Origin of the sequence: Mucilaginibacter sp. KACC 22773 (genome assembly GCF_028736215.1) — a bacterium.
Classification (GTDB): Bacteria; Bacteroidota; Bacteroidia; order Sphingobacteriales; family Sphingobacteriaceae; genus Mucilaginibacter.
This window is the reverse complement of record NZ_CP117883.1, coordinates 996,983-1,010,846: the sequence shown is the minus strand read 5'-3', so window position 1 is coordinate 1,010,846 and position 13,864 is coordinate 996,983. Positions and strand designations below refer to the sequence as shown.

Annotated in this window: 11 protein-coding genes; 3 read left to right on the top strand and 8 right to left on the bottom strand. The window is 42.8% G+C overall.

What is annotated here, in order from left to right; all coding sequences use genetic code 11:
* Positions 1–107: 107 nt before the first annotated feature.
* The gene (locus tag PQ469_RS04355) at positions 108–2,576 is read left to right on the top strand and encodes a M1 family metallopeptidase (RefSeq protein WP_274211873.1); all 2,469 of its coding nucleotides are present in this window, start codon (positions 108–110) and stop codon (positions 2,574–2,576) included.
* 110 nt (positions 2,577–2,686) lie between these two features.
* Here the strand turns inward: PQ469_RS04355 and PQ469_RS04350 are convergent, their stop codons facing one another.
* Positions 2,687–3,907: a serpin family protein gene (locus PQ469_RS04350; protein WP_274211872.1), complete on the bottom strand. Its 1,221-nt coding sequence runs from the start codon at positions 3,905–3,907 to the stop codon at positions 2,687–2,689.
* Between the two features lie 56 nt (positions 3,908–3,963).
* Complete coding sequence (locus tag PQ469_RS04345; protein ID WP_274211871.1) at positions 3,964–5,703, bottom strand: ArnT family glycosyltransferase; 1,740 nt, start codon at positions 5,701–5,703, stop codon at positions 3,964–3,966.
* A gap of 60 nt (positions 5,704–5,763) precedes the next feature.
* Between PQ469_RS04345 and PQ469_RS04340 the strand changes: the two genes are divergently transcribed.
* Positions 5,764–7,008, top strand: a complete 1,245-nt coding sequence (locus PQ469_RS04340) for an alkaline phosphatase family protein (RefSeq protein ID WP_274211870.1) — start codon at positions 5,764–5,766, stop codon at positions 7,006–7,008.
* Between the two features lie 52 nt (positions 7,009–7,060).
* Positions 7,061–7,909, top strand: a complete 849-nt coding sequence (locus tag PQ469_RS04335; RefSeq protein ID WP_274211869.1) for a metallophosphoesterase family protein — start codon at positions 7,061–7,063, stop codon at positions 7,907–7,909.
* Positions 7,910–8,430: 521 nt separating this feature from the next.
* Here the strand turns inward: PQ469_RS04335 and PQ469_RS04330 are convergent.
* The 6 genes from PQ469_RS04330 to PQ469_RS04305 form a co-directional block, all read right to left on the bottom strand.
* Complete coding sequence (locus tag PQ469_RS04330) at positions 8,431–9,396, bottom strand: Gfo/Idh/MocA family protein (RefSeq protein ID WP_274211868.1); 966 nt, start codon at positions 9,394–9,396, stop codon at positions 8,431–8,433.
* A gap of 156 nt (positions 9,397–9,552) precedes the next feature.
* Positions 9,553–10,620: a hypothetical protein gene (locus PQ469_RS04325; RefSeq protein ID WP_274211867.1), complete on the bottom strand. Its 1,068-nt coding sequence runs from the start codon at positions 10,618–10,620 to the stop codon at positions 9,553–9,555.
* Between the two features lie 124 nt (positions 10,621–10,744).
* Positions 10,745–11,635, bottom strand: coding sequence for a class I SAM-dependent methyltransferase (locus PQ469_RS04320; protein WP_274211866.1), 891 nt, complete (start codon positions 11,633–11,635; stop codon positions 10,745–10,747).
* 260 nt (positions 11,636–11,895) lie between these two features.
* Positions 11,896–12,249 (bottom strand): four helix bundle protein, encoded by a 354-nt coding sequence (locus PQ469_RS04315; RefSeq protein ID WP_274211865.1) that lies wholly within the window; start codon positions 12,247–12,249, stop codon positions 11,896–11,898.
* A gap of 126 nt (positions 12,250–12,375) precedes the next feature.
* Positions 12,376–13,128 (bottom strand): ABC transporter ATP-binding protein, encoded by a 753-nt coding sequence (locus PQ469_RS04310; protein WP_090643324.1) that lies wholly within the window; start codon positions 13,126–13,128, stop codon positions 12,376–12,378.
* A complete protein-coding gene (locus PQ469_RS04305; protein WP_090643317.1) occupies positions 13,125–13,856 on the bottom strand; it encodes an MlaE family ABC transporter permease in 732 nt (243 codons plus the stop codon). Before PQ469_RS04305 ends, PQ469_RS04310 begins: the two co-directional genes overlap by 4 nt.
* Positions 13,857–13,864: the final 8 nt, after the last annotated feature.

Below are 13,864 nucleotides of genomic sequence, written 5' to 3'. Positions count from 1 at the left end.
TTTACATCACTGTAATAACACACGAGTTAAGTCCATAAATAAATAGTACTATGTTATAAATAGTACTATACAATATCATATATTTGTTCGTATCAAATCGAATGAATATGAAAAAGCTTTTTGTAACCTTGCTGTTTTGCGCCGGTTTGGCTAACGTTGGCGCTTTTAACCGGGTATTTGCCCAGGAAAAGTCTGCAAACCCAATAGCAAATACCTACCAGGAAACCCCGGCTAAGATCAATGACCTGGTACATACCAAACTGGCGGTAAGTTTTGATTATAAAAAACGCTACCTATACGGTAAAGAGTGGCTTACGCTAAAACCTCACTTTTACCCAACCGATACCTTAAGGCTGGATGCCAAAGGCATGGACCTGAAAAATATTTCCGTTGCAAAAAATGGCAAAAATTATCCTCTTAAATTTAGTTACGACAGCCTTACCGTTGCCATTAAATTAGATAGGGTTTATCACAATAATGAAAGCTATACACTATTCATAGACTACACCGCTAAACCCAACGAGTTAAAAACCTCGCGTAAACACGGGAAAGGCCTGTACTTTATTAACCCCGATGGAACAGAAAAAAATAAGCCAACCCAGATCTGGACAGAAGGCGAGCCGGAAAGTTCATCGGCCTGGTTCCCTACCATTGATAAACCCAATCAAAAAACAACCAGCGAAATAGCCATGACCGTTCCTGCAAAATATGTCACCCTATCCAATGGCAGGCTTGCATCACAAAAAATCAACGCCGACAATACCCGCACCGATACCTGGAAAATGGAGCTGCCCAATGCCCCCTACCTGTTTATAATGGCCGTGGGTGATTTCGCGATTTATAAGGATAGTTGGCATGGCAAAGAGGTAAGCTACTATGTTGAGCCCAAGTATGCGCCTTACGCAAAAGATATATTTGGTTTTACACCAGATGCCATGAGCTTTTTTTCGAAAATTACCGGGGTGGATTATCCCTGGAATAAATACGCGCAAATTACCGTGCGCGACTATGTAAGCGGAGCCATGGAAAACACAACGGCAATGGTGACCGGCGAAGGCGCCCAGGCCACCAGGCGCGAACTGGTTGACAGGATTCATAACGATTTTGGCAGCATCCACGAACTGTTTCACCAATGGTTTGGCGATTATGTAACTACCGAAAGCTGGAGCAACCTCACCCTTAATGAATCATTTGCCGACCTGGGCGAAATACTTTGGGCCGAACACCGCTACGGACAGGATGCTGCCGACGAACATATCCAGGAGGGTTTACAGGGCTACCTGGGCAGCGCACAAAATGCAACAAAAAACCTGGTTCGTTTTTATTATAACGATAGCCAGGATGTATTTGATGGCGTTACTTACCAAAAAGGCGGCCGCATACTGAATATGCTGCGCCATTATTTAGGGAACGATGCTTTTTACAAAGGATTGAATATTTACCTGACAACAAATGCATTTAAAAGTGCAGAAGCCCAACAACTTCGCCTGGCTATGGAGGAGGCGAGCGGACTTGATTTGAACTGGTTTTTTAACCAATGGTATTACGGCGCCGGGCACCCCGAACTAAACATTAACTATAGTTGGGATGAAAGCAGTAAAAAGCAAACTATATACCTGCAACAAACCCAAAGCGGGCAAATTTTCACATTTCCGTTTGCGGTAGATATTTACGTAGCTGGCAAAAAAGAACGTCACCAGGTTTGGATGCACAGTAAGGCAGATACCTTAACTTTCACCCTGCCGTCAAAACCCGAACTGGTAAACGTTGATGGCGACAAGCTGTTACTTGCCAAAAAAACCGATCATAAAACACTGGAAGAGTATGCATTTCAATACGAGCAGGCACCTTTATATCTTGATCGTTACGAGGCTATTGAAGCAGCAACATCGTCACAAAAAACGCCGTTAGGCCAAAGGATATTACTTAGTGCTTTAAAAGACAAATACTTTGGTTTACGCCTGAAAGCCCTGCGTGCTATAAACATGGACAACGATACCATCCGCACTGCGGCGTACCTATTGATTGCTGACATTGCCCGAAAAGACGACAATCCGTTGGCGCAGGCACAAGCCATTGTGCTTTTGGGGAAATATAGAAAACCCACCGACCTTGAACTATTAAAGCAAGCTTTAAAAAGCCAGTCGTACACCGTACAGGGTGCCGCTTTGTGGGCGATAAACCAGATAAACCCCGCCGAGGCTATGACGTTGGCAACACTGTATGAAAAAGATAATGAAGGAGATTTAACCAACGCCCTGTTCACCGTTTATACAGCAAATGCCGGGGACGACAAATGGGACTATATATTCACGTTTTATATGAGCCGTTTCCAGGAATCACGGTATAAGCTTACCGACAAATTTGCTGCCTATATAGGCAGAATAAAAAGCCAGGAACATGCACTGCAAGGGATTACCGAGATAAAAAAACTGGGCGTTGAATTTAAAAAGTACGTTGGCCCTCAAATTATAGCTGTATTAACCAAGTTAAAAACACAAAGGGCTGGGTTAAACGATACAGCATCGGCAAGCGCAATTGATGATGCAATTGCCGAAATTAATAAGGCAAAGTAATTGGTTATACTCTGTTTTAGATACTTTTAAGTTAATAGTACTAAGTCTTGAGTCAAAAGTTAAATTCCTTCTCTTTTTGACTTGGAACTTGAGACTAAGTACTTGTGACTCTATTTTGTAGGGTCATTTATAACCCCCGTAAACAATATCAGTCCGGTTTTCATTTCGCGGATAGCAAAAATAAAGGGATGATCTAATTTAAAGTTGTAAGGCAAAACAGCAGTAGGGCCAATAGTTACCGAAGTTACGGCAGCAGCAGTTGTGCCTTCTTCATCTACTTCAATATAAGCTTTATGCTTTACTTCGGTAATGGTGAGGCCACCGCCGGCATTTATCCGGGTAAAATCGGCAAGGTCGCTAAATGCATTGGCCATACCCAGCGTTGATAAAACACCTTTTAATTCTGTATCATAACTAAACTTAAATTTGGGCATACTAACATCAACATAGCTTTTCGATAAACCGGCCATCAGGCTTTGCCATTTGGCCGAATCGAGGCCGGCGGCATATTCCTGCACCGATTTACCCGCCGGTGTTAATATCACCATACTGAACTTATTATTGTTATAGGGCAACTCCAGCACCCGGGCATCACTGGCAATACTAATATTTAACGGAGTATATGTTAGATTCATAAAATTGGCCTGCATTGTACCGCCTGAAGGCAGGTAGAAAGTACCTTTCTGAGTTTTAGCAGCATCAAATTTATTTGCCCAGCTGCTTTTAAAATAGATGGCATTAATGAGGTACATTATTGCACCGTCAGTCGAATCGTCTATAATCTTAGCTATCTTACCGTCGGTGGCGTTACTTACCCAATTATTGATAATATCTTTTGTGCCTGCATTCTTAAAATCGACAGACTCTATCCTGGCGTTGTAATTAGCAGAATTTGTTTGCAAAAATGCAGGCAACGGGGTAAAGTTATTGGCATACCAAATGGAGTTGGCAAATTTCAATGTGGTTTTTGAGTCGAGTTGCGGCAGCTCGGTTATCATTTTGTGGTAATAACTATTTACTTGGTCTTCCGTAAAATTGTTAAAATCCATAGTGTTGCGGATATCATGCAGGGTTTGACCAGCTGCGCCGTTACTGGTCATACCTATGGCCATGCTCACGCTTAAAGGAGATATAAAAAGGTTATCATTGCCGTTAATATTTAAAGCAGCCTTAAATAATTTAAGAGTAAAAGCATTATCCGCAGCAACTTTTTGCTGCTCTGTAGTGGTCAATACAAGATCTTTACCGTTGTCGGGTTTGCTGTCAATTTTCTTACACGCAGTAATTACAACGAGTGATAAACTTAGGATGGTAATGGCTTTACGGATCATAAAGATAGGTTTATATCTACATTACGATAAACTATCCACTAAACGTTACACCTGTTTTATTTTTTTGGCGATTGAATAATGGCTACCTCCATATCGTATAATTCCTTATCGCGGGTGCCCTTGTTTAAAAATGCAGGAGCCAGGTGGGTAATTGCATAGCTTTTGAAGATTTTTAGCGGCTTTACATAAAACCCTTTTTTTACATACTCCTGCAACACGCCTGCGTCGGCATAAAGCATTACCTGGCCGGGCAGGTTAGCCATGTCATCAGGCGTGGTTTCTTTAAAAGAAGCGTCCAGGTAAAAGTTGAAATCATCATGAAACTGGCCGGCAGCTACATATACGGGCAGTTTGTCCAGGTTATTATGGTTGATGTAGATAGCCGCCTCGCTGCCGCCCTGGTAAAGCAGTAAGGCAGGGTAAAAGCACAGGTTTAAAAATAGGTTTACGATAAATGATGCCAGTGCTGTTTTAAAAATGGTTTGCTGCATGCCTGTGGAAATGCGGCCGGGCAAAAACAACAGTAACAGCACAAACATCAAAATAATAGCCCCAGTTAGCCAGTTAAAGGCCGATGGCCTAAAAAAGTAGCCTAAAGCGCTTATAATAATCAGCATGATTGTTATAACCACCGTTTGGGTGACTTGTACAGCCTTAATGTTTTTAGGTGATGCGAGGCCATAAAGATATTGGGCGGTAATGATGGCAAAAAAAGGGAATACAATATTCAGGTAATGCGGCAGTTGGAATTGTGATGCCGAAAATAGTAAAAACGTAAGTAAAGCCCCGCAGATGCAATACCACTCGTGTGCCTGCACATTTTTTGCCCCCTTTTTGATGAACTGGAATACAGCTACAAACAGCAAAAGCGACCAGGGCAAAAAAGCCCAAAGGGTTGTATGAATAAAAAACGATGGATCGCCGCTGCCTTTAATTGGGCCGGTGTTAAAAAAACGACCAAACTGGCTATCCCAAAAAAAGAATTTAACCCCCAATACACCCGTATGCCCAAATACAACCTTTTCGGGATGTAGGTCAAACTGTTGGTACAGGCACCAAATCTCGGGCAAAATAAAAATAAGTACCAGCACTACAGCCAGCAACCATCGCCAGTGAAACAGCTGTTTCCATTGCCGGGTAATAAGCAGATGCCCAACAATAGCGCCACCAATGGTGATGAGGGCAAACATTCCTTTTGTCATCACCGCGCAGGCTGTAAACACACAGGCCAGCACCAGGTGCCAGATGCTAATGCCGGTTTGTGCTTTATAAAAATGATATACAGCTGCTATAATGAGCCCTGTTAAATAAGCTTCGGCCCGTACATCGGTATTGGATAGGATGATATGCTGCGCGGTAAGCAATATTAGCACGGCCCACAAGGCTATCTGTTTATTGTATAATGCTTTTGCCAAATAGTAGGTATAAACTGCTCCCATCATCATAAACAATATGGCAGGTAGCTTATAGACCCATGTTTTAAAACCAAAACATTTAAAAAAAAGAGCAATTATCCAAAATGGAAAATGAGGTTTATCGAGCCAGTCGGAGCCCCAGGCATACAGGTCAACGTAATCATTGCGCAGCACCATATTTTTGGCGATGGTTGCATAAAGGCTTGGGTCGGGGCCCATGATAGTGGTAAACAGCCCGGTAAAATTCATAGCAACTGCTGTACCTATAAACAGGTAAAGCCATTTTGTTTGGGTTGTGCTATTGCGGGGGTTCATTGATGACGTAAAGGTAAAGAAAAAGGCAATTGTACCATGCCAGGCGTTTATGTTAAGCCAAAACATAACAATTTATTAACTCAGCGGTTTTTTCTTCATCTTAGCTTAGCACATCAATATATTATAATGCAAAAGCGTACTCCATTATTATTATTCTTTAGCCTGCTTTGCCTGGCGACCGTTACCCTAAACGCCCAAACGCGTGTAAAAAAAGCTGTATTTATTATTGCCGACGGCATTCCCGCCGATGTTATCGAAAAACTAAATACGCCCAATCTTAAACTAATAGCCGCCCAGGGTACTTATTTACGGGCTCATGTTGGAGGCGAAAAAGGCGGCTACTCACAAACACCTACTATATCTGCCAACGGCTACAACAGTTTGCTTACCGCTACATGGGTTAATAAGCACAACGTTTGGGGCAACGACATTAAAGCGCCTAACTACAATTACTGGAACATTTTCCGGATGTTTAAAAATGCCTATCCCAATAAAAAGACTGCCATATTTTCAAGCTGGACAGATAACCGCACCAAACTCATTGGCGATAACCTGCCCGAAGCCGGCAACATCCACCCGGATTATGCTTACGATGGCTACGAATTGGATACCGTTAAATTCCCGCACGATAAAGCCGGTAATTACATGCACCTGATAGACGAGCAGGTAGCATCATCGGCAGCAACTTGTATAAAAGATAAAGCGCCCGATTTGTCATGGGTATACCTGGAATACACCGATGATATGGGCCACCGTTATGGCGATAGCCCGCAATATTATGACGCGATAGAAAAAATGGATGCCCAGGTTGGCCGCATTTGGCAGGCTATGCAATATCGCCAAAAAAACTTTAAAGAGGACTGGGTGATATTTGTAACTACCGACCATGGCCGCGATGAGCAAACCGGTAAAGGCCATGGCGGCCAAAGCACCCGCCAGCGCAGCACCTGGATGGTAACCAGCTACAGGCCTTTAAACAATTACGCTAAGTATTATACACCCGGTATTGTGGATATTACCCCATCCATCAATAGCTTTTTAAATGTAAAAGTCCCTGAAGCACAATTGCGCGAGGTAGATGGAATTTCGCTCATTGGCGCGGTATCTGTGGCCCAGCCCGAAGCCAATTTAGTTCAGGGTTTGCTTGATGTAAGCTGGAAGGCCATGGACGGCAAAGGCAAAGTAAAAATATGGGTAGCCGCCGCCAATAATTATAAAGAAGGCAAAGCCGATGAATATAAATTATTGGCTGAAGTCCCGGTTACCACCGAACATGCTTTAATCGATGTAAAAAACATGCCATCTAACTTCTACAAGGTTGTTATTGAAGGCGAATTGAATACGCTTAACCGCTGGGTGATTGTGAAATAAATTAAAGGGGGAACATCATTATCTAAAAATTTTCAAATTCAACATTCATTAAATGAGCACACGCAGAAACTTCATAGGCACAAGCCTTACCGGCATGGCGGCTTTAACTTTATTACCGGCCGTTAACTCATTCGCCAATACAGACAACGGCTATCTGCGCAAGCGTAATAGCAAACTTAAACTGCGCTTCGCTCTCGTGTCCGACATTCACTACGGCCAGCCCGGCACTGATTTTGCCGCCAACACGGGCAATATGGTTAGATGGCTAAACCAGGATCACGATAAAAATCATTTGGATATGGTGATTATAAACGGCGATTTGGTACATAACCGACCCGATCTGCTGCCCGAAATTAAATCACAATATTTTGATAAATTGAGTGTGCCCTATCATACCATCCCGGGCAACCATGACTTTGCCGATGCCTCGGTTTGGAAAAACAGTTTTGGTTACGAAGATAAGTACATCGTTGAGTTTGGCGACATCGGTTTTGTACTGGCCAATACTGCCGATACCAAGGGAACCTACATTTGCCCCGACAATGTATTTATAAAAGCTGCCCTTGATAAGTTTACCGATAAAAAAATTGTATTAGTTGTGCTGCACATCCCGCCGATAAATTGGAATAAAAACGATGTGTTTGTGGATTGCCCCGAAACTATCGAATTACTTCATAAATATCCCAACGTAAAAGCCGCTTTTCACGGGCACGACCATTTACTGGATGGCGTGCGTTACACGGGCAACAAATTCCCGCATTTTTTCGACTCCCATATTGGCGGCAACTGGGGTACCGACTATAAGGGATACCGGATAGTGGAGATTGATGAGCAAAACGCTATTTATACCTACCAGGTAAATGCCAGCCAAAACCCGGTGCTGAATTCAAATAAATTTTAATCTCCCGCGAGGTTAGCGCAGCGTAACTCGTGGGTAAATCTGGCCGAAGCCTGTGGCTTCGCGGTTGAGCTGAAAGCTGAAACAATCTTGGTCACGGGTTACCCCCCACGACAGTTAGCGCTAACGGAATAAGCTTATAGCGTCGGGAATATATAAGCATCAAACGATCCATTGTTTTTATTGCATGATACTTGTTAAATGATTGAGGTATCAAACGTACCCGTGTTGGCCAACAACCCGCACAAATAGTTGGATGCGCCTAAGTTGCGCAATCAGTACAGTGTTAACCATGATAAAATACAAAATATTGATTATCAATTATTTATAAAAAATACATCTAAAATGTGTTAAGTTATGTTAACCTTATCTCCCGCGAGGTTAGCGTAGCGTAACTCGTGGGTAAACCTGGCCGAAGCCTGTGGCTTCGCGGTTCAGCTGAAAGCTGAAACCAAGTTGGTCACGGTTTAAAACCCCGCGACAGTTGGGACACGGCTTAAAGTCTTGATTCTTAACTCTTGACTCTATTTTTCACAAGGATATTTCAACCCCACCTGCGCCCGTGCCCTATCTATCATATCAATCATCTGGCGCGACACTTGATGTGGGATGATCGGGCTTTCTGTTAGTCCGCTCCGTATCAAACTACAAAAGTGTTCCAGTTCGTAGTTCAAACCTCCCGCAGTAAAAGGTTCATTAATTTCAACCGAACGGCCATCCAAATAATCAATGGTAGCCCTCGCCGGGTTCCACCAGTTTTTGTGAATTGTAACATGCCCAAGCGGACCAGCTATCAGCGCATCGCCCTTACCATGCAAATCGAAACCCGCGTATAACTGTGAATACCCACCCTTGTGCATCGTCTGGAATATGGCAAACATATCAATACCCGTTTGCCCAAATCGGCCCATTGTTTGTACTTCCTGCAAATCGCCAAGCCAGTCTATCGCCAAAAAAGCTTCATAAATACCTATACCCATCAAACTGCCGCCAACAAGTTCAAGGCTATAATTTGGATGATCGGGCGGGCAATCGGCAACAGCCGACCCGGCACGTACGTAACCGGCAGATCCGATGGGATCTGTTGCCAGGTATTCTTTAAGTTTGGTATATAAAGGATAGAAGGGCGGTTTCATTCCCTCCATAAATAGTAAGCCTGTCGCCTTAACCACTTCCAAAACCTCATCAAGTTCGGCTAAGTTTACCGTTGTCGGTTTCTCGCAAAGCACGTGCTTCCCCGCCTTAAGGGCAGCAATGCTGTATGCGGCGTGGCTGTCTGGTAGGGTTGCAATATAAACGGCATCAATATCACTTGCCAGCAAATCGTCAATGCTATAGCAGGCAATCCCCCCATACTTGCTTACAAAATCATCAACCGTAACGGCACGCCTTGAGTACGATGCCACCAACGCCACACCATCAACCGCCGCAAAGCCCTGCATAAACCGTTGGGCTATCCTCCCGCAGCCAATAATGCCCCATTTTATCATAATAGTTTAATAAGTAAAAAGTTGTACGTTTTATGTTGTACGTCGTACGTTATTAACAGCAAATATATATAATACAAAACCCGTAAACTGATGGGTTTACGGGTTTTGTATTGCTTACTGTGAAACGCGTACAACGTAAAACGTCATACTTACAACCTACTGATATTGAATATAAATAGGATACGGTTTGTATCTTGATAAAACCTCCTCTGGTGTTAACATGTGGTGAGGGGCTTTTTTGATATCGTTTTTGTAAAACAATTTAAAGCCTGTAAACTGTACTGGCTCCTGGTTAATGAAATAACGGTAGGTACCGGTTTTCAAATCAGGTTCGCCCCAGCCGTCCATATCCATTACCAGCTGTACTTCTGGATGTAACTTGATATTTTTGTAATTAGTTACCATCTTTTTGGTAAAGCGGTGAACTATTAAAATTTTTGCAGGCAGGCCGTTTTTCTTCACAATTTTTGCCAGGTGGTCTGATACGAAGTTGATATCTGCCGCATCATAAGTCCCGATTTTACGACCAGGCTTACTACCATCTTTCATCGAAAACTCAGGGTCCATACCAAAATGTACCTGTGGCATTGCCAGGTATTTATCTAATAAAGGCAACTCGGCCTGTATGTTGCTCAAAGCAACCTGAACGTCCAAAAATACAATGGCATGCGCTTTTTTTGCTAATACCAACACACTATCAATTTGTTTAAACGGCATCCGGTAGCGGAATTTACCATCTTTACCTCCATCGCCTTGTGCTACTACTGCAATATAGTGTAAAGCCGGTTGCACCGGGGTTTTAGGATCGGCCTTTTCCCAATGTTTTACTTCACCTTTTAATTTGGCAAGCATTTCATTTGGCGGTAATTCGCCCAAAATACCCATTTTTTTGCTGTATAAGTTGCCATAAAAAGCTACTACACGTTTAAATGGCAAAATAGCACCGCCTATAGGGTATGGTGTGTTTTTTACCGGCCACCTGCCTGTAGTATCGCCATGAGCATTGAATTTCATTAGCGAATCGTACAATTTTTTATCAATCGGCGGATAATCTGATTTTTTTATGCTGAGGGTATCCGCAGCCTCGGCTTTGGCCGCATCGGTTTTAGCGGCGGTTTTCTTACTATCGGTTTTTCCGGTTTTGTCGTTTTGCGAACAGCCCGGTAATAGTATAATAGACGATAAGAGCAGGGTGGCAGATAGTAGGACGTTTTTTAATTTCATGTGTCTTTTGAAGTTCGGTAAATGGCAGGTGTATGTAAGATGTATTGTAAATGCAAACTAATTTTCAGCTACTTATAAAGCAATAAAAGCCGCTTTAGTTTGCGGCAAATATAAATATTGATAATTAATTACCTTTAAGTTTATGAAACTTTCCAAAAACTCCAAGTGGTAGTTTTGCCCCAGCGGTGGCCTGCAGGTAAAGCTCGCCAATTTCAAGGTTTTGAACTTTGGGAAAAGCACTTTTTATCAGGTTTTCTATAATTACTGATGAAAAACCAAGCGAATAAGTATTGAGGATCAGGAAATGCTCTTCATGATCAAGTAACTGCATCACATCGGCCATCATCTCATTTATGTTATCTTCCAGTTTCCACTTTTCGCCGTTAGGGCCATTGCCGTAAGCAGGCGGGTCAAGGATAATGCCATTGTATTTTTTGCCACGTTTTAACTCGCGCTTTACAAATTTAAGTGCATCCTCAACCACCCAGCGGATATTGCTCAAGCCCGATATTTCCTGGTTTTCATTTGCCCAGGTAACTACCTGTTTAATTGAGTCCACGTGTGTAGTATCCGCACCGGCAGCCTGCGCTATCAGCGAAGCCCCGCCTGTATAAGCAAACAGGTTAAGTACTTTGGGCTGCGGGGTTTTAAAACGCTTAATGTTTTGGGTTATGTAATCCCAGTTAACCGCCTGCTCAGGAAAAATACCCAAATGTTTAAACGAGGTTAAACCCAGGCGGAACTTGATGGCTGCATCGTTGTTTTTGTATTCAATTTGCCATCGGTCGGGCGTTTTCTGGTCTTTTTTTAACCAGTCGCCTGCGGTGGCCGACCGTCCTTTAAATTTTATATGATGTAAGCGCTGCCACTCAGATGCGGGTAAGCCTTTGCTCCAAACCGCCTGCGGCTCGGGGCGTATTAATATAATATTCCCAAAACGCTCCAGCTTTTCAAAATCGCCGCAATCAATCAGCTCGTAATCTTTCCAGTGCGTTGGGGTAAGTAGTTGAATCATTCTTTTTTAGTATCAAGTAGTTAGTATCAAGTATCAAGACCGCTGCACTTGTGTGGCGCAAATTATCTTTTTTAGTATCAAGTAGTTAGTATCAAGTATCAAGACTACTGCACTCGTCTGGCGCAAATTACTTTTTTAGTATCAAGACAGCTACACTTGTTTGGCGCAAATTTAGTATCTTTTTTTGGATAAGAGATTTGAATACTGAATCGCTTCATGGCCAATCCGATCAAAATCTTGTACTTGCGGCTCGATACTAACTAAACGTTGAGGCTTTTTTGAAAACCGTATATCATCTTTTGAATCTCGGTGATCTGAATACAGACAGCATCTAATGTTTCTTGGGTGATATAACCAAATTCTTTGGCAACTATAAATTGTGTTTCCAATTCAAAGGATGAACCTAAGGCAATACTTAAAAACTGATATAATTCCTTATTTGATTTTCTGCCGCATCCTTCGGCAATATTTGAGGGGATAGAAATGCCTGCACGAACCATTTGTGAAATCAACCCATATTTTTCTTCGGATGGAAACGCTCTACACAATTGAAAGGTAATCTTCGATATCTCTATGCCTGCTTTCCAAACCTTTAGTTCTTTAAAATTGTGCATATCTTTTCTATTATCAAGTATCAACGCACCTGCGCTTGTATCGTTTTTAAAGATTGTATATTGGCAATTAATTCGAACTAACCATCAAAAAATCTTGATACTTGATACTAACTACTTGATACTCGCTTATAATTTCGCTTTCGCTGCCCGCATAAACCGGCTGGCAAATACAAAGTCGTTAAGTTCTTTGTTGTCGGTGTGGGCAATTTCTTTGTTGCTGCCTTCCCACCATTTTTTGCCCTGGTGCAGGAAGACGATGTGGTCGCCTATACCCATTACCGAGTTCATATCGTGGGTTACTACAACGGTGGTCATGTTATACTCTACGGTAAGCTCGCTTATCAGGTCATCTATCAGGATAGAAGTAACCGGGTCGAGGCCCGAGTTTGGCTCATCAACAAAAAGGTATTTGGGTTGCATGGATATGGCGCGGGCAATACCCACACGCTTTTTCATACCGCCCGAAAGTTCGGATGGGTAAAGCTTGTTTTTACCGGCAAGATTAACACGCTCCAGGCAAAAATTGGCGCGGTCGCGTTTTTCGGCCTTTGATTGATTGGTGAACAGATTAAGGGGGAACATGATGTTTTGCTCCACAGTCATACTATCAAACAAGGCCGAGTTTTGAAAAAGCATGCCTATGTGTGTGCGGATTGGCACACGCTGCTCAAAACCCATATCGGTAAAGTTTTCGCCGTTAAAAAGCACATCGCCCTTGCTTGGTTCGTGCAGACCGACTATACATTTCAATAGTGTTGTTTTCCCCGATCCCGATCCGCCTATTATAAGGTTATTAATGCCAGGTTCAAAAGTGGAGCTGATGCCTTTAAGTACTTCATTTTCTCCGAATTTTTTATAGATGTCTTGTATTTCTATCATAAGAAGAGGCGGGAGATAATTAAATCGAACATGAGTATCATTACGCAGCTAAATACAACCCCGCGAGTTGCAGCCTGGCCTACCTCAAGCGCGCCGCCCGATGTATAAAAGCCCTGGTAACTGCATATGGTAGTAATAATAAAGCCAAACACAACTGCCTTAACCATGCATACGGTAATAATTACCGTGTTAAAGCCATCAGGCAAACCAATCAGGAAATCATCAGTAGTCACCTCGCTTGATGTAAAGCAGGCAACGTAACCACCAATAAAGCCCAATAATATAGATACAATTACCAATAATGGAAACATGGTAACACCCGCAATTACCTTGGGCGATATCAGATAACCGGGAGCATTTACCCCCATGATCTCTAAAGCGTCTATCTGTTCGGTAACGCGCATGGTACCTATTTGCGATGCCATGCTTGAGCCAATGCGGCCGGCCAGTACCAGCGATGATATAGTAGGGCTAAATTCCAAAATCATACTATCGCGGGTGATACCCCCCACAACCGATTTGGGGATTAAAGGGCTGATTAATTGAAAAGCAGTTTGAATAGTTACAGCTGCACCAATAAAAACCGAGATGATCATGATGATGCCCAAAGAACCGATGCCGGCCGAAACCATTTCGCGCATTACTTCGGCCCAGTACACCGAAAATTTTTCGGGTTTTCGAAAACTTAAACGTAATAAAAGTATATATCTGCCTAAACTTTGAATCATAGGTATAT

Excerpts from the sequence above, each read along its gene's own strand:
- PQ469_RS04350 (WP_274211872.1), bottom strand. The coding sequence starts at position 3,907 with ATGATCCGTAAAGCCATTACCATCCTAAGTTTATCACTCGTTGTAATT.
- PQ469_RS04330 (WP_274211868.1), bottom strand. The coding sequence starts at position 9,396 with ATGATAAAATGGGGCATTATTGGCTGCGGGAGGATAGCCCAACGGTTT.
- PQ469_RS04315 (WP_274211865.1), bottom strand. The coding sequence starts at position 12,249 with ATGCACAATTTTAAAGAACTAAAGGTTTGGAAAGCAGGCATAGAGATA.
- PQ469_RS04340 (WP_274211870.1), top strand. The coding sequence starts at position 5,764 with ATGCAAAAGCGTACTCCATTATTATTATTCTTTAGCCTGCTTTGCCTG.
- PQ469_RS04335 (WP_274211869.1), top strand. The coding sequence starts at position 7,061 with ATGAGCACACGCAGAAACTTCATAGGCACAAGCCTTACCGGCATGGCG.
- PQ469_RS04320 (WP_274211866.1), bottom strand. The coding sequence starts at position 11,635 with ATGATTCAACTACTTACCCCAACGCACTGGAAAGATTACGAGCTGATT.
- PQ469_RS04305 (WP_090643317.1), bottom strand. The coding sequence starts at position 13,856 with ATGATTCAAAGTTTAGGCAGATATATACTTTTATTACGTTTAAGTTTT.
- PQ469_RS04355 (WP_274211873.1), top strand. The coding sequence starts at position 108 with ATGAAAAAGCTTTTTGTAACCTTGCTGTTTTGCGCCGGTTTGGCTAAC.
- PQ469_RS04325 (WP_274211867.1), bottom strand. The coding sequence starts at position 10,620 with ATGAAATTAAAAAACGTCCTACTATCTGCCACCCTGCTCTTATCGTCT.
- PQ469_RS04310 (WP_090643324.1), bottom strand. The coding sequence starts at position 13,128 with ATGATAGAAATACAAGACATCTATAAAAAATTCGGAGAAAATGAAGTA.
- PQ469_RS04345 (WP_274211871.1), bottom strand. The coding sequence starts at position 5,703 with ATGTTTTGGCTTAACATAAACGCCTGGCATGGTACAATTGCCTTTTTC.